This window comes from Sporosarcina obsidiansis (genome assembly GCF_009651005.1).
Lineage (GTDB): Bacteria > Bacillota > Bacilli > Bacillales_A > Planococcaceae > Sporosarcina > Sporosarcina obsidiansis.
In genome coordinates, this window is sequence record NZ_WHVW01000015.1 from 1 (window position 1) to 17,154 (window position 17,154).

General features: G+C 41.8%; 12 protein-coding genes, 1 other RNA gene and 1 other annotated feature. Of the genes, 2 read left to right on the top strand and 11 right to left on the bottom strand.

Annotation, left to right across the window (positions count from 1 at the left end):
• Nucleotides 1-125: 125 nt before the first annotated feature.
• The 3 genes from ssrS to hisS all read right to left on the bottom strand — a co-directional run bounded on the left by ssrS (nucleotide 126) and on the right by hisS (nucleotide 3,567).
• Nucleotides 126-307: non-coding RNA, 6S RNA (gene ssrS, locus GD002_RS12225), on the bottom strand.
• Nucleotides 308-383: 76 nt separating this feature from the next.
• A complete protein-coding gene (gene aspS, locus GD002_RS12230; RefSeq protein WP_153732643.1) occupies nucleotides 384-2,153 on the bottom strand; it encodes an aspartate--tRNA ligase in 1,770 nt (589 codons plus the stop codon).
• Nucleotides 2,154-2,304: 151 nt separating this feature from the next.
• Nucleotides 2,305-3,567 carry a histidine--tRNA ligase gene (gene hisS / locus GD002_RS12235; RefSeq protein ID WP_153732644.1) on the bottom strand — a complete coding sequence of 421 codons (1,263 nt, stop codon included), beginning with the start codon at nucleotides 3,565-3,567 and terminating at the stop codon, nucleotides 2,305-2,307.
• 77 nt (nucleotides 3,568-3,644) lie between these two features.
• Nucleotides 3,645-3,865: a binding site (T-box leader), on the bottom strand.
• A 122-nt stretch (nucleotides 3,866-3,987) separates the two neighbouring features.
• Here hisS and GD002_RS12240 point away from each other — a divergent pair.
• Nucleotides 3,988-5,523, top strand: coding sequence for an SH3 domain-containing protein (locus GD002_RS12240; protein WP_228548370.1), 1,536 nt, complete (start codon nucleotides 3,988-3,990; stop codon nucleotides 5,521-5,523).
• A 240-nt stretch (nucleotides 5,524-5,763) separates the two neighbouring features.
• Here GD002_RS12240 and dtd read toward each other — a convergent pair whose 3' ends face one another.
• From dtd to GD002_RS12270, 6 genes are all read right to left on the bottom strand, one after another.
• The gene (gene dtd, locus GD002_RS12245; RefSeq protein WP_153732646.1) at nucleotides 5,764-6,210 is read right to left on the bottom strand and encodes a D-aminoacyl-tRNA deacylase; all 447 of its coding nucleotides are present in this window, start codon (nucleotides 6,208-6,210) and stop codon (nucleotides 5,764-5,766) included.
• A 22-nt stretch (nucleotides 6,211-6,232) separates the two neighbouring features.
• Nucleotides 6,233-8,431 carry a RelA/SpoT family protein gene (locus GD002_RS12250; RefSeq protein ID WP_153732647.1) on the bottom strand — a complete coding sequence of 733 codons (2,199 nt, stop codon included), beginning with the start codon at nucleotides 8,429-8,431 and terminating at the stop codon, nucleotides 6,233-6,235.
• A gap of 141 nt (nucleotides 8,432-8,572) precedes the next feature.
• Nucleotides 8,573-9,085, bottom strand: a complete 513-nt coding sequence (locus tag GD002_RS12255) for an adenine phosphoribosyltransferase (protein ID WP_153732648.1) — start codon at nucleotides 9,083-9,085, stop codon at nucleotides 8,573-8,575.
• Nucleotides 9,076-11,421 carry a single-stranded-DNA-specific exonuclease RecJ gene (gene recJ, locus GD002_RS12260; protein WP_153732649.1) on the bottom strand — a complete coding sequence of 782 codons (2,346 nt, stop codon included), beginning with the start codon at nucleotides 11,419-11,421 and terminating at the stop codon, nucleotides 9,076-9,078. Before recJ ends, GD002_RS12255 begins: the two co-directional genes overlap by 10 nt.
• Before the next feature lie 136 nt (nucleotides 11,422-11,557).
• On the bottom strand, nucleotides 11,558-13,825 hold the full coding sequence (secDF, locus tag GD002_RS12265) for a protein translocase subunit SecDF (protein ID WP_153732650.1): 2,268 nt from the start codon (nucleotides 13,823-13,825) through the stop codon (nucleotides 11,558-11,560).
• 130 nt (nucleotides 13,826-13,955) lie between these two features.
• Nucleotides 13,956-14,267: a post-transcriptional regulator gene (locus GD002_RS12270; protein ID WP_153732651.1), complete on the bottom strand. Its 312-nt coding sequence runs from the start codon at nucleotides 14,265-14,267 to the stop codon at nucleotides 13,956-13,958.
• A 293-nt stretch (nucleotides 14,268-14,560) separates the two neighbouring features.
• Here GD002_RS12270 and GD002_RS12275 point away from each other — a divergent pair, with 293 nt between their 5' ends.
• The gene (locus GD002_RS12275) at nucleotides 14,561-16,078 is read left to right on the top strand and encodes a putative polysaccharide biosynthesis protein (RefSeq protein ID WP_153732652.1); all 1,518 of its coding nucleotides are present in this window, start codon (nucleotides 14,561-14,563) and stop codon (nucleotides 16,076-16,078) included.
• On the opposite strand, the gene GD002_RS12280 is transcribed toward GD002_RS12275, so the two are convergent.
• Nucleotides 16,075-16,710 carry a DUF421 domain-containing protein gene (locus GD002_RS12280; RefSeq protein ID WP_153732653.1) on the bottom strand — a complete coding sequence of 212 codons (636 nt, stop codon included), beginning with the start codon at nucleotides 16,708-16,710 and terminating at the stop codon, nucleotides 16,075-16,077. The two genes, GD002_RS12275 and GD002_RS12280, sit on opposite strands and share 4 nt — an antisense overlap.
• 141 nt (nucleotides 16,711-16,851) lie before the next feature.
• Entirely contained in the window at nucleotides 16,852-17,124 is a 273-nt protein-coding gene (gene yajC, locus GD002_RS12285; protein ID WP_330583384.1) for a preprotein translocase subunit YajC, read from the bottom strand.
• Nucleotides 17,125-17,154: the final 30 nt, after the last annotated feature.

Consider the following 17,154-nt stretch of genomic DNA (forward strand, 5'->3'; position numbering starts at 1 on the left):
CAAGTATAAAAGAAATCGGTGAGTACGTGTCTTTTTTTATCCGAATTGTGTGGATACCCCAACAAATATTATAGAACCAGAAAAACCCTCATGCCTATGCATGAGGGTGGAAGTTTGTAAGAAAGTAAAATCCCGAATGTGCCGTCTTTGTAATATCGCTTTGAACCCGCTTATAGCAGGTGGGTGTCTTATCCAACTCTTTTGACGTCCCGGTTAAAGGCATGCCATCCAAGTTAGAACGGCAGACTCCCGACGATAATATGTTGGGTCAAAACTGATTGGCAAATGACGAACACTTCAGGATTTTAACTATCTTTATCCTATCACAGATTATTTTATAATTCAATCAATTAGAAGAGAGACTGTGAAAAATAGTAGATTCCTCACTTATTCGCTGGCTCAGCTACCACTTTAATCCCGAGTTCTTTTAACTGTGCTTCATCAACAGAACTAGGTGCCTCCGCCAACAAATCACTAGCACTCGCTGTTTTCGGGAATGCGATCGTATCACGCAAGTTCGTAGATCCAGCCAACAACATGACGATTCGATCTAGACCAAATGCAATTCCGCCATGTGGAGGCGTTCCATATTCAAATGCATCTAGTAAGAAGCCAAATTGCTCTCTTGCTTGTTCTTCTGTGAAGCCAAGTGCTTTGAACATCGCTTCCTGAACGTCACGTTGATAAATCCGCAATGAACCTCCACCTAATTCATAGCCGTTCAACACTAAGTCGTATGCTTGCGCTTTAACAGAAGCAGGGTCCGTCGTTAATTGCTCAACATCTGCAGGCATCGTGAATGGATGGTGTGCTGCATAATAGCGACCATCTTCCTCATCGTATTCAAATAACGGCCATTCTGTAACCCATAGGAAATTGTAAATCGATTGATCGATTAACTCTAAGTCTTTTCCTAATTTCAAGCGCAATGCACCTAATGAATCCGCTACAACTGATTTCTTATCCGCACCGAAGAGGAATAAATCTCCCGTTTCTCCATCTCCTGCTGCTTTTAACGCTTCGCCAATTTCTCCCTCGAAGAATTTCGCGATGGGACCATTAAAGCCGTCTTCTGTTACTTTCAGCCAAGCTAATCCTTTTGCTCCGTATACTTTCGCATATTCTCCAAGTGCGTCAATGTCTTTACGGGAATATTTCTCTGCAGCACCTTTGACGTTAATTAATTTAACCTGTCCTCCGGCTTCTACTGCGCCAGTAAACACTTTAAATGAAGAGTCTTTTACGATATCAGAGACATCTTTCAGTTCCATACCAAAACGTGTGTCCGGCTTGTCTGACCCGAAGCGGCTCATCGCTTCTGCGTATGGAAGTCGCTTAAATGGTGTTTCAACGTCCACACCTTTCACGTCTTTCATCACTTTTTGAATTAAGCGTTCATTCAACTCTAAAATATCTTCAATCGACATGAAACTCATTTCCATATCGATTTGTGTAAATTCTGGTTGACGGTCTGCACGCAAGTCCTCATCACGGAAACAACGCGCAATTTGGTAGTATCGGTCAAAACCAGATACCATCAATAATTGCTTGAACAGTTGCGGTGACTGAGGTAATGCATAAAATTCTCCTTCATGAACACGGCTTGGAACTAAGTAATCGCGTGCTCCTTCAGGTGTTGACTTCGTAAGAATTGGTGTCTCGACTTCCAAGAAGCCTTCGTCATCTAAGAAGTTGCGTACCGTTTTAGTAATGTCAGAGCGCATTTTGAATACTTTTGCTAGTTCTGGACGACGTAGGTCGAGGTAGCGGTACTTCAGACGTGTTTCTTCCCCTACTTCTGTGTCGTCTTCGATTGTGAATGGCGGATTTTTCGCTTCGTTGATGATTTTTACATCGACAACTTGGACTTCAATTGCACCTGTTGCGATGTTTTTATTTTTTGTACGTTCTTCTCGTTCGATAACGAGACCTTTGATTTCAACCACGTATTCGTTGCGCAATGTTTCTGCGATTTCGAGTGCATCTTTAGAGATATCAGGGTTAAAGACCGTTTGGACAATCCCTGCGCGGTCGCGGACATCGATAAAGATGAGTCCTCCTAGATCACGACGTTTTTGAACCCAGCCTTGAAGGGTGACTTCTTGTCCGATTTGTTGTTCTGTTAAGTTTCCACAATAATGTGTGCGTTGCATGACGACACTACCTTTCCATTCTTGGTTGTTTTACATTAATTTTAGTGCTTAAAACCGCTACATCTTGGCTAAATACCGTTAATTTCCGTTGCAGGCGGATGCTTTCCTCTTCAATCAACTAGATAATTCACTAAGTCCATGAAAATAAAAATCACTTCTGTAGTTCATCCAACAAGTTTTCCATAGCTACTTGATTCTGTTGCCCATCTGTCATGTTTTTCAGTTGAACGATGTTATTGTTTACTTCGTCTTCACCGATGACGATGACGTAGTTTGCTTGTAGGCGATCAGCAGATTTCATTTGGGCTTTCATTTTGCGGTCCATGTAATCCATTTCGCTACGCAGACCTGCTTCTCGTAATTGTCCGAGAAGTTCGAAGCCTTTTGTTCGTGCTGCTTCACCTAGTGTAACAAGATAAACATCGAGTGACGGCTCATCTGTCCAAGATTTTTCTTCTGCTTCCATAGCAAGCAATAGACGTTCAATACTCATCGCAAAACCGATCCCCGGTGCAGAAGGTCCGCCAATTTCTTCAGCTAATCCGTTGTAACGGCCGCCCCCACATAGAGTCGTAATCGCGCCAAAGCCTTTGGACGTACTCATGATTTCAAATGCCGTGTGATTATAATAATCGAGTCCGCGTACTAGATTCGGATCATATTCGTATTCGATTCCGGCTATATCCAAGTAGTGTTTTACTTTCTCGAAATAAGCGGATGAGCTTTCATTTAAATAATCGGCTAATGAAGGTGCAGATTTCATCAAGGGATGCTCTCTGTCTACTTTACAATCCAAAATACGCAATGGGTTTTTCTCTAGACGATTTTGACAGTCTGTGCAAAATTCACCGATATGTGGCGTGAAGTGCGCAATAAGTGCTTCTCGGTGTGCATGACGCGATTCTTTATCACCGAGTGAGTTTAGAATGAGCTTAATATCCGATAATCCTGCACGTTTATACACCGTCATTGCCAATTCGATCACTTCTGCATCAATCGCTGGATCATCGCTACCAATTGCCTCCACACCAAACTGGACAAATTGTCGGTAACGACCCGCTTGTTGACGTTCGTAACGGAACATGGGCCCTGTATAATACAGCTTGACGGGTTGATCGGCATAACCGAACATTTTGTTTTCAACGAAAGAACGTACAACCGCTGCAGTTCCCTCTGGACGTAGCGTCATAGAGCGATCTCCGCGGTCTTTGAATGTGTACATTTCTTTTTGTACGATATCTGTTGTATCACCGACTGTACGTTGGAATAATTCCGTTTGTTCAAAAATAGGCGTTCGAATTTCCTTGTAATTGTATACATCGCAAACTGATTGAACAATTTTTTCTACACGTTGCCATTTCCAAGAAACAGCAGGCAAAATATCCTGTGTGCCGCGGGGGACTTTAAAATTCATCATCAAAACTCCTTTCAACAATCGTAATATAGAGAGCGAAACTTCAGAGAACATAAAAAAGCTCCCATCCCTAAAAACTAAGGGACGAGAGCTTGTTAGCTTCCGCGGTTCCACCCAAATTGACACATTCTGTGCCCACTCGAATCCGGATAACGGCCGGTTCCGTTCATGCCTACTGAATTCAGCACAAATCCTCCATGGTGTTGTTCACTTCACCGTTCTGTCAGGGAATTTCAGCCAAGTTCCCCGTTCTCTTTCCAGCCGTTCGTAAAGTTACTTTCCATATCATCGGTATGTAGTTCGATTCGATTATTCCCTATGTTAATCATTTCTACTCAAACTGTCAACTTTTATATCTAATGGTGGCGTTTAATCGAGTTTATTCGGTACAATACGAAAGAAGGAGGTGACAACTTGAAAATGGTTCGTTATGGAAGCATGATGTGTCTAGCACTCTTATTATTTTTTAGTAGTCTTCCAATTGGATTTGCGCAATCAGTTGTCGTGGATTCACCGACACTTAATGTACGCAGCGGTCCGGGTCTCACGTATCCCGTGGTCGGTCAATTAAACGATCAGGAACGATTGGATGTGTTGGAAACGGACGGAGATTGGCTGAAGGTTCAATTTGGAGATGAGCAAGGTTGGGTTGCCCAATGGTTAACGCAATCTGAGAATTTACCAGAACAGGCAAAAGAAATCGTGGCGCAAGTCGATTCCCTTAATATCCGGTCCGGTCCTTCCGTTCAATCGGCAGTCATAGGAAAAATGCGGGCAGGCGCGATTGCGATGGCTACTGGGCAAGAAGGCGATTGGATTGCAATCTCGCTGGACGGTAAAGAAGGATGGGTTTCATCGGAGTATGTTTCCGAAGTGAAGAAATCCTCATTGGCATTAGCAGAAGAAGAACAAGTTGTACAACCTACAATGGCTCAAGAGGTCACTGACCCCAATCAATTTACGGTAGCCGTAGAAACGTTGAATGTTCGTAAAAAAGCGACGCAGCAATCGAAAAAATTGACTCAAATTAAGAAAGGTGATACCTTTCCTGTTATTCAAACAGATGGTAACTGGGTACAACTCCAATTAGACGGTAAAAAGACAGGATGGGTCTATTCGTTCCATGGTCATCTTTCGTCAACACAATCGAAAGTAGCAACGACTGATGATTCGGATCAAGGCGTGGTGACGATCCTGATCGATGGGACAAATTTACGTGAGGACTCGTCTACTTCATCTCCAGTCGTATTTCGGGTGAATGCGGGTGAAAACTATCCAATTCTTGAAAAGCAGGATGATTGGTATAAAATTTCATTACCAAATGGACAGCAAGCATTTGTGGCAGATTGGGTGGTAACAACCAATGAATCCTCTTCACAAGGTGCAGAGAAACAGCCAGAGCAAGCTCGGGTCAAAGGAACCTTGAAGGGCTTAACGATTGTCATTGATCCAGGACATGGAGGTCATGACCGTGGAACAACAGGCGCTCGGGGATCAATCGAGAAAGACTTGACCCTTATGACATCTGAACTGCTCGCAACAAAGCTGCAAAATGCGGGTGCTAACGTTGTGTTAACACGGAATTCGGATACATATGTGCTACTCGGAGCACGCGCTTCCATTGCACAGTACCACGATGCGGATGCATTCATTAGCATTCACTATGATGCCCATGTGGATCCATCGATCGCAGGTTTCACAAGTTATTACACCCGTTCTGAACAGCAATCTCTAGCGGAAGCAGTCAATAGAGGCTTAGCGGCCAATATCACATTACGAGACCGAGGTGCACAATTTGGCGATTTCCATGTATTGCGAGAGAATAATCGGATCGGCGTACTTGTAGAATTAGGCTATTTATCAAATTACAACGAAGAACGTCAAATCACGACTGACCATTTCCGTGAACAGGCTACATACGGGATTTATCAAGGGTTGCTCGATTATTTTAATTAAAGGGTAGCCGGAGCAACATGATCGTTTCTACTACAAAAGCTTTATGAGCCTTTGCGTATTGTTTTATGATCACTTATAGAGTTTTATGAGCGGCTGCGGATGTTCTATGATCGCTTGCGAGGATTTATGAGCATGTACTGAAAGTTATGAGTGTTACCGATCGTTTATAGAACCAAAGAATGAGGCTGTCACTGAAAGACATTTCTGACTTTCAGGACAGCCTTGAATTTTATCTATAGTTTAGTTAAGCGGTGATTCCACCCATAACGTCACAGGCCCATCATTAGTCAGTTGGACGTCCATCATGGCACCGAATTGTCCCGTTTCAACATGGAGGCCTTCCAATCGTAATTGTTCATTGAAATATTCCCATAGCGGTTTCGCTTGGTCCGGTCTGGCTGCTTCAATAAAACTTGGACGTCTGCCTTTTTGCACGTTGCCATAAAGCGTGAATTGAGAAACGGATAAAATAGCGCCTTCGACTTCTTGAATCGAACGGTTCATCTTCCCCTCATCATCTTCAAAAAGCCGCAATCCTGCAATTTTTTTCGCAAGATATTGTGCGTCTTTTTCAGTATCTTCATGTGTGACTCCGACTAATAATACGTAACCATTTGCAATAGAGCCGACTCGTTCTCCATCGACGGTTACAGACGCGTCTTTCGCCCGTTGCAATAGCACCCTCATGTGTCAGCCCCCCTTTTCTACTTTAGTTCATCACTCGTTCTACAGAATAAACATCTTTAATTTGCTTGATTTTCTCCACAGTACGTTGCAAATGGGTAATATTCTGAATCTTTATGGACATATGGATATGCGCAATGCTGTCTTTATCTGCTTTTCCACTGACGGCGATGATTGGTGTTTGCATATCCGCTACGACCATCATCACTTCATTCAATAAACCTTGTCGATCGAATGCGGAAATTTCAATATCTACTTGGAATTCTTTACGTATTTCATCAGATGCAAGCGACCATTTCACATCAATTAGACGTTCGCTCTGACCACCTTCAGAGAGAATGTTGGTACAGTCGGTTCGGTGTACAGAGACACCGCGACCTCTCGTAATGAAACCGACAATTTCATCTCCTGGTACAGGATTACAACATTTCGAAATACGGATTAACATATTATCAATATCTTTGACAATAACTCCCGATTCGGTCGATTTCTCAGGTTGCGTCGCTTTCATATCGGAAACAATCTTATCAATTGTCTCTTTTTTCTCACGCTCTTTACGCATTCGTTCCGCTAAACGATTCACGACTTGCTGGGCGGTGATGCCTCCAGAACCTACAGCCGCATACATATCTTCTTCTGATGTGAAGCTGAACTTATCAATCGTCCGTTGAATATTTGCATGACTTAATGCCTCTTTTGCATCATATTCTTCCGACTTCAATTCCTTCTCGACTAGTTCTTTACCTTTATGAATATTTTCATCTCGCAATTGTTTCTTAAAATATTGTCGAATTTTATTTTTCGCTTGTGATGTATGGGCGATTTTGAGCCAATCACGACTTGGACCAAAGGATTGTTTCGATGTGAGAATCTCCACGATATCTCCTGTCTCAAGAGATGAATCAAGTGGAACAATTTTGCCATTCACTTTGGCCCCTGTCGTTCGATTTCCAACTTCCGAATGAACACGATAGGCAAAGTCAATAGGTACAGACCCTTGTGGTAATTCGACAACATCACCATTTGGAGTGAATACATACACCATATCCGAAAATAAGTCGAATTTCAGTGATTCCATAAATTCCTGAGCATTGGAAGACTCATTTTGAATCTCCAATATTTCACGGAACCATGTTAACTTTGAATCAATGTCATTAGAAGGCTTCACAACAGACTTACCTTCTTTATATGCCCAATGAGCAGCTACACCGAATTCTGAAATTCGATGCATCTCTTCGGTACGAATTTGCACTTCTAGTGGATCACCAGCAGGACCCACAACAGTTGTATGAAGTGATTGATATAAATTTTGCTTCGGCATCGCAATATAGTCTTTAAAACGTCCAGGCATCGGTTTCCATAACGTATGGATAATACCTAGAGCCGCATAACAGTCTTTAATACTTTTGACGACAATCCGGACAGCTAATAAATCATATATTTCGTTGAATTCTTTTTTCTGAATGACCATTTTTTGATAGATAGAATATAAATGTTTAGGTCTTCCATGCATTTCAGCCGCAATCCCCATATTATCTAATTCGACTCTCATTTGGTCCATGACATTTTGTAAATACTGTTCACGTTCCACACGCTTTTGTTTCATCAAATTGACGATACGATAATATTGCTGTGGGTTGGAATAACGCAATGCGATATCCTCCAGCTCCCATTTGATTGTGGAAATGCCTAGACGGTGCGCTAGCGGAGAGAAAATTTCCAATGTTTCTTCGGAGACTCGGCGTTGTTTCGCGGCAGGCACATGCTTTAAAGTTCGCATATTATGCAGACGGTCCGCCAGTTTGATCAAGATCACTCGGATATCTTGAGCCATCGCAATGAACATTTTTCGGTGGTTTTCTGCCTGCTTTTCTTCATTTGACTTAAATTTCAACTTATCCAGTTTGGTCACGCCATCTACAAGCATCGCGACTTCATCACCAAACTCCTGGATAATATCTTCTCGGCTCACTTCGGTATCTTCCACCACGTCGTGTAGAAAGCCCGCTGCTACTGTTTCAGGGTCCATTTGAAGTTCAGCTAAAATTCCAGCCACTTGAATTGGGTGGTTAATATATGGTTCACCTGAACTTCTAAATTGCCCTTCATGTGCAGCTTTTGCGACGATGAATGCCTTCTTGATAAAGTCGACATGTTCTTCGTTCATGTACTTGGCGACAAGCTCAAATATATCTTGTTCTGTCATGTCTTGATTCTTCGCCATTCTCTTACCCCTTTCGACCTTTTCCGAAAATTTCATGTTTATTTCTATTGTATGTATAGTATCACTTATAGGTAAAGCGAATCAATCTCAGCGCTTAATAGATATAGCAAGAATCCTCCGCATATGCGAAGGATTCTTAAATCAGTACGTAATTAATGCCCGAATGTTATAGTTTTCCAACTTTTCCCGGCCGTTTAAATACGAAAGCTCGATTAAAAAGGCACAGCCCGCTACAACGCCGCCTAGTTTTTCAACTAGTTCAACCGTTGCGCCCACTGTTCCACCTGTTGCTAATAAATCATCTACGATTAACACACGCTGACCTGGTTTGATCGCATCTTTGTGAATCGTTAATTCATCTTTTCCGTATTCTAGATCATAAAAAACGGACATCGTTTCACGCGGTAGTTTTCCTGGTTTACGGACAGGTGCGAATCCGACCTCAAGTGCATATGCAACAGGACATCCGATGATAAAACCTCGCGCTTCCGGACCTACAATAATATCCACGTCTAATTCCTTTGCATACTCCACGATCTGATCTGTTGCGTATTTATACGCCTCACCATTATCCATAATCGTTGTAATATCTTTAAAGCTAACTCCTGGTTTCGGATAGTCATCGACAATCGTTACAAATTTTTTCAAATCCACAGTTTTTCCTCCTCAACAGCTTCGGCCTTGCGTAATGAGTTGAACACACTCTTTAAGTCCTGATAAGGCGCATAAAGCAGCAACTCTTCCAATTTAATTTGCTGTTGGCGTTTTTTATAGGATGGGGCTTCTGCCAGATCCCGTTTTTCAGCAGGCTCCATCATGGTAATCATACCATTCTCTAGTTTAACAAATTCTAGCTCATAAAACACTTTTGTCATGAATTTTATCATACTTTTTTTCCAACCCTTATGTTTGGAAAGCATTTCAATCTGCTCTTGTAAATGAAAAGACCCTCGTTTTTTCAAAAAACTGTAGTACCAACCGAACTGTTCTCGGTCTGGCATCTTCTCGAAATACATCGAATCGTGGACATACAGATGCAAGTAGATGCGATTAGGTTGGGTGGCTTCAATCGCTATTTTGAGCTGGTCCTCATTTTGCGGTAAATCCAATAATACTAGCGCATCCATAGATGGTAAGTTGTCTCTTCCCACTAAAGTGATTGGACAACTTTTTAGAAATGGCGTGAAATGTCGAATCGCTTCTTCCGTAAACGCTGCAAAGACCGCTTTGTCTGGTATCATAGGCAACCATCTAGCGGGATCACGCATCCCTCTGTAATCGAATAGTTGCCATTCGTCACATTTGATATCTTCCACTAGTAACTGTGGCTTCTTTCGACCATTCCATTCATTGATTTGCAAATCTCCTGTCAAACTCAGTTTACTATGCGGAGCCATTTCATCTGCTAAGGTACCTGCACCAAAATGAATCGCATCCAACCGCTCCTCGCCATCTGCCATTTCCAATTTTAAATGATCTTTTGCAGCACCAATTTTTCTAGCAGATACCGTCTCAAGCTGTTCCAAGAGAAAAACAGGTTTTGGAAACCCTATTCCAAATGGCCGAATCAACTCCAACGCCTCAATGGAAGCAATATCAATTTCGTTTAAAGTTAACGGAACATCAATCGATAATTTCGGCTGCAACAACTCGTCTGTCAATACGATATGTGCCTGCTCGTTTAAGTTGTTACGTAACAATTCTACATCTTCCATACGCAACGACATCCCCGCTGCCATTTGGTGACCACCGAAATGCGGCAAGATAGAAGCGTTCTTTGAAAGTTCTTTATATAGATCAAACCCTTCAATACTGCGGGCTGAACCTTTAGCAATACCTGTTTCTCGATCCAATGAAAGCACAATGGAGGGACGATAAAATTTTTCTGTCAAACGTGAAGCAACAATTCCTACGACACCTGGATTCCAACCTTCTCCCTCAATAACTAGGACATGCGGCACTTGCTCACCGTAGCGGATCTCAATTTGCTCTTCTGCTTCTTTGGCGATGTCTTTAACTAATTGTTGCCGCTCCTTATTGAGTTCATTCAGTTCTTCTGCAATTCCAATCGCTTGCAGTTCATTCTCTGCTTTCAATAAATGAACGGGAGGATCTGCATCCCCTAATCGTCCAGGGGCGTTAAGACGTGGACCAATCGTAAAACCGATTGTCTCCTCGGATAACGCAGCTTGTTCATGCCCGCTCACCTGCATAAGTGCTTTGATGGCAGGACGTTTGGAGCGACGTAATCTGCGGATTCCTTCTTTGACTGCATAGCGATTTTCATCGTGTAAGGGAACAAGGTCAGCCACTGTACCGATTGCTACAAATTCTAACAGATCGAGCGGAGGCTCCCCTAATAAAGCACTGGCAAGTTTAAATGCCACACCGACGCCAGCCAATTCCCCAAAAGGATAATTGCCTTTCGGATGACGCGGATGAATCACAGCGTCAGCCGCAGGAAGTTGATCGCCCATCTCATGGTGATCCGTTACGATGACGGTCATTCCTAACGACTTTGCAAAGGCAACTTCCTCAATACCTGAGATGCCGTTATCCACTGTGATCAGAATTTCTGTACCCTCTGTATGTAGTTGTTCGAAATAGTCTTTATTTGGCCCATAACCGTGTTCAAAACGATTCGGTATAGCAAAGTTCACGTTAGCACCTAGACGTTCTAGTGCTGTCGTGAGGACTGTCACACTGGTTACGCCATCGCAATCATAATCTCCATAAACTGTAATTTGCTTTTGTTCAGCAATCGCTTGCTTCAGGCAGTCTACAGTTTCTTTCATTCCATATAATAAAAAAGGATCATGCAAATTAGACTCGTCCATCTGCAAGTATGCAGCGGCTTGCTCGCTTGTCTCGACACCCCTTGCGACCAATATCTTTGCGATCATCGTAGAAAGCTGAAGATCGTTGGCCAGCTGTGCAACGAGCTGTTCGTCGGGCCGTTCAATTTGCCATCTTTTTTTGGATTGTATCAATACTCTCACATCCTCTTCTCGTATTATAGCGAAACTAACAGGAGACGGAAAGGAAACGACATAAAGAAGAGCAGTAGGACCCAATATAGCCCGTACTGCTCTTCCGTCACATCTGTTTTTAATTGGGGAATACGTCTTAAACGATTGGTTCGTCTGAGCCCCATTGTTTTTTCTCTTTTTCCACTTTCAATCCGCCATTTTTAGCAATTTCCTTCTTCTTCAAGTCAAACCAAAGTTGAGCAGAAATGAAAATGGAAGAATACGTACCTGCAAGTAAACCGATCAGCAACGCAATCGAGAATGGGCGGATGGAATCCGCACCTAATGCCATCAATGCAACGACTACGATAATAACTGTCAAAACGGTATTAACCGAACGACCGAGCGTCTGCCGTAATGATTTGTTAACAATGTCTGCCAATTCACCTTCATTGTCGATAAGCTTCGAACGCTGAAGATTTTCACGAATCCGGTCAAATGTAACAATCGTATCATTGATGGAATAACCGATGATCGTCAAGACGGCTGCAATGAATGTGATGTCAACTTCCAAACGTAAAATACTGAAAATCGCAATCATAAAGAATGCATCGTGCAATAATCCCACAATAGACGACAGACCCATGCGCCATTCGAAACGGAACGCAACGTAGATAATGATCCCAAGGGATGCAATAGCAAGGGCTTTAATCGCATTCTGCACAAGTTCTTTTCCGACAGTATCGGAAACTGTGGAAATGTTCGGCTCGGAACCGTATGTTTTATTGAGCTCTTGCTTGATCTTATTGACTTCTTCTTGTGCAAAGTCTTCCTTGTATCTTGCAACCGCAATATTTTTCTTGTCGCCTGAAATGACGACATCAGACGTCGGATGACCTATTGCATCAAGCTGTTTTGTGACGTCATCTTCGCTCAACGTCTGTTCAGAAAGAATTTCCACACGTGTACCACCGGAGAAATCAATTCCCAGATTGAGCTTGAAAATACCAAGCATTATCGCTCCAACAATTAGCAGCACAATAGAAATGGAATAGAATTTTTTTCTTGCATGAACAAAGTCAAAACGGTCAAATTTCGTTGTTAAATCCAACGTTTCGAGTTGTTCATCAGCGGAGTGTACTTGTTTTTTCGACAGTCCGAACCAGCCTACTTTGCCGTCAAGACTACCACTATGGACAAGTAATCCAAGCAAGATACGAGAACCCCATACTGCAGTTAAGAAACTAACCAAAATACTAATGATCAACATCGTCGCAAACCCTTTAACAGAGCTTGTCCCAAATATGAACAACACAACGGCTGCTAGAAGTGTTGTAATATTCGCATCTAGAATAGCTGTGAATGATGATTTAGCCCCAGCTGTAAAGGAAGTTTTCACTGATTTGCCTACACGTAATTCTTCTTTAACCCGCTCATACATCAGAATATTGGCGTCTACTGCCATTCCGACACCGAGCATCAGTGCGGCAATCCCTGGAAGTGTAAGGACCCCATTGATCAGCATAAAGACTAGCAATATCAAATAAATATAAACAGACAATGTAATAACTGCAATAAGACCTGGTAAACGATAATAGATTGCCATGAAAATGAAGATTAAGCTGACGCCAACAATTCCAGCAAATATCGTTTTATCAAGCGCTTGTTCACCAAATTGTGCACCCACAGATGTAGAGTAAATTTCCTCAAGATCAACCGGTAAAGCTCCTGCATTCAAAATACCTGCAAGGTTCTTTGTCTCTTCAACAGTAAAATTCCCTGAAATTTCTACATTTGATGAATTAATTGTTTTAGATACCATAGGAGCTGAAATAAATGCTGGTTTAGGTTTATTGGCTTCTTCTTTGAAAGAATCTACACCTTCTTCAAAGTCTAACCAGATAACCAACATATTGTCCGGTTTCTTTTGTACAATTTGAGATGTAACTTCTCCAAACTTATTTGGATCTTTCATTTCTAATGTTACAACTGGATTGTTGTTTTCATCGAAATTGGCTTTTGCCTTACCTGCTTTCAAATCATTTCCATCAAGCATTAGATTATCATCCGCATCACGGAATGACAGATTCGCTTGAGTGGACAATAATTCTCGAGCAGATTCCTGGTCTTCTACACCAGCAAGCTGTACACGAATCCGGTTGTTTGATTCAATCTGGATACTTGGTTCACTAACGCCAAGCACATCGATTCGATTCGTCAATGCACGAGCCGTATCTGCTACCGTAGACTCGGTAATCTTCTGTCCTTCTTTCAGCGGTTTCACTTGGTACAACACTTCGAAGCCGCCTTGCAAGTCAAGACCTAGCTTAACGTCTTTTAAAATCGGATTTGTCGTGGAGAAAACCGTTGATGCCAAAATTACGACCAGCAGCAAAAACGCGACAATCCTTCCTCTGTTTTTCATATTTCCTTTTCCCCCTCATATACTAGAGCGGCACAACACCTGCTATGTACTTCATTCTCTCATTGTACAACATACCAATTATGAAACAGTAGGAAGTCTGTGTCAAATAGTTCACGACCTCAAATGTAAATCAATCAATTTTTCTTGGAGAAAAAAGAATGGCTCGTTCTTCATCACTAAGCTCTGGAAAGGCACTGCTATTGCGTTGAGCCTCCGTCTGGGTATACGTCATGAACTGGGCAGGCGATAATTTGAATAAATCTTGAACAATTTCATATGAACGCATGCTAGAGATCTCTTTTCTCCGCCATTTCTTTTGCACAAGATAATCCCAAAGCCCTTTCTCTGTCACTACAGTATAACCATATAAATGAAACTCATTTTTTTTGCTTTCTAATGCGGGAAATACATGTTTGTAAAGATCTTGCAATTTTTGATCCATTGAGACTTCCCCTTTCTCCCATCCTTCGTATGTTGTAGCGGAATAATCTTAATTATAGCACATACACTAAAAGAGACTTTTGTGACAAATCACATGTTGAGTATCATATGACAGAAGCCAAGCATCACTAAATCGACTAGATTTTTAAAATTTCTTATAATTTCAAGCCTACTAACTCGTAAGTATAGCAACAAATCGTTGGGAAGGAATTAAATTAGTAACTATATTTAGGATTCCCAATCCTTATCCATATTGTAGCTGAAAAGGTTGGAATTGAGAAGGAGTTGTTTACGATGTCCTCATTTATCCGCGGTACAATGTTTTTGATGGCCGCTGTATTTCTATCAAAATTGCTTGGATTTGTTTATCGAATCCAATTTATGCGAGTAGCCGGAGAAGAAACAGTTGGAATTTATATGACAGCATATCCGGCTTTTGTGTTCTTTCTTTCACTCGTTCAGTTAGGTATTCCGATCGCCATGGCGAAAGTCATAGCTGAACTGAAAGCACAAGGCGGCAGTGTACAGTTGCGACAAGTGATGAAGACATCGACATTCATAACGATTTTATCAGGAGCTGTATTCATCCCTGCTTGTATTTTATTTGTGCCTTTTTTGGCAGGAAACTTACTTGGAAATACAGCAACTTCCACCGCATTATATGTTGCCATTGCGATTGTTCCTATCGCAGCGATTGGTGGATTGATTAGAGGGTATTTTCAAGGAATCGCTCGGATAGAAGAAACAGCATGGGCACAAGTTATTGAACAAATTTTCCGAATCTTACTCATTACCTGGATGCTCCCTTATATACTTGCGCCAGGAGATCCAACGATGAACGCAGCCTACGCAATGGGCGTTACGTTTTTAGCCGAAGCACTATCTGTTCTTTATCTATGGTATAAATACAAACAACATCAGCGTACACAACCGAAGAAAAGAAAGAAAGAACCTCGTTATCCAATGGAACCCATTTTAGCGATTGCACTCCCTTCATCAGGCAGTCGGTTATTCGGTACGTTTACATGGTTTTTAGAACCCATTATATTTTTACGAGCACTCAGTATGGCTGGCGTAGGAGCAGTAGCTGCGACATCTTTATATGGCGTGATCTCGGGTGTCTTAATCCCCTTACTATTGTTTCCAGCGTTCATTCCCTATGCGCTATCTGTAGTCCTCGTCCCTGCCGTCAGTGGAGCTGCAGCCACGAGCAATGTTAAAAAATTGCAAGAACGGATTCACTTAGCACTTCGTTTGTCCGCGTTAACAGGTGCTTTTGCCGCAACCGTATTTTTCATTCATGGGCAGGAACTCGCCGAGAAGTTGTTCCATGTGTCTCAAGGTGCCAGTTATATGACGCTTTTAGCACCTGTGTTTTTCTTTTATTATATTCAAAGTCCTTTATACTCCATTTTGCAAGCTACAGGAGATGCGAAGGCAGGGATGATGAACTCCGTATATGGAGGAATCGCCAAATTAGCTGTGATGTTTATTCTAGCTTCCCAGCCAGGTCTCCAAGAAACGGGCGCTGTCCTTGCGATAGGTTTCGGTGTGCTGGTCACTTCATTCTTACATATCGCAACCTTACGGCAAAACAAATCCACAGCGACTGGCTTTTCGATGTTTGCTATGACCTATGCAGCTTTCTTGATGACCGCGATTATGCGCCCGATCTTCATTCCAATAGGCTCTTATCATTTGTTTACAGAATGTCTTATTACCACTATCTTTTTATTCGTCCTCTTATTGCTGACGAAACAAATAAAAAAACAGGATTGGATTATGCTAAGAAATTTGGTTAAACGCTATTAATTTTCTTTCATCTGAATTTTTATCTCACCTTGTTCATAAGAGCAATAAAAGATTTCGGTTATATCCGTTATATTTTTGGATTTCAATTTTTTCATTAACCAATCCTCAGTTTTTCCGATCAAATGTAAATGTTCTGGTTGTAATTCTCCATCTAGAATGAGGCCGACTATAGGCAGATCTCCATCTTTAGTAAAAACCGACAAATTTCCAGATGGCTCTAGATAAGCGAATGTGACATTATGGATGGAACCGACTTGATTTTCACGTAGTTGCTGAAACAAGTCATCTAAATTATAACGTTGTTTCCGCATTTCTTGCTCTTGTATCTGTCCATTCTTAATAATTAAGGTTGGGTCTCCATCTACTATGTCACGGAATTTCTTACTTTTCAAAGAGATCAATGAGGAAAGGTATTGAATGATTAGCAAGAGAATTATGGGAAGGATCCCATCAATAATGGGTTTATCGGTTGATTCCACGATCATTGCTGCCACTTCAGCCATGATGATGAAAACGACGACATCAATGACACCCAGTTCGCCAACTTCCCGTTTCCCCATGATTCGCAAAATAACTAACAAAAAAACATATAAAAAAATCGTACGGAAACTTATAATTAATAACTCATGCACCACGCATCTGCCTCCTTATCGCTAGTGTTCCTTGAGGCAAATGTTCTATACGCACTATTTAGTTATACAACATCTTTATGAATTTATAAGCATACAAAAAAGCGGCAATCTATGGACATCCCAGTAGATAACCGCTTTTGATTAAGCTGTCGTACTATTCATAACTCGTCCAACTGCTTGCTTATCAAAACGCAAGACAGTAGATTCAGATACACGCAAGAAAATAGACGTTTCATCAACTGCATCTACTGTACCGTGCAGGCCGCCGATTGTCACCACTTCATCTCCACGCTTCAAACTGCCTTGCATTTCTTTCGCTGCTTTCTGTCTCTTTTGAGCAGGTCGAATGAGTAAAAACCACATAATGGCAACCATGATTACCATTGTCAGAATTCCACCGTATTGTTCCATCATTTCATATATTCCCCCTTCCTGTAGCATCAT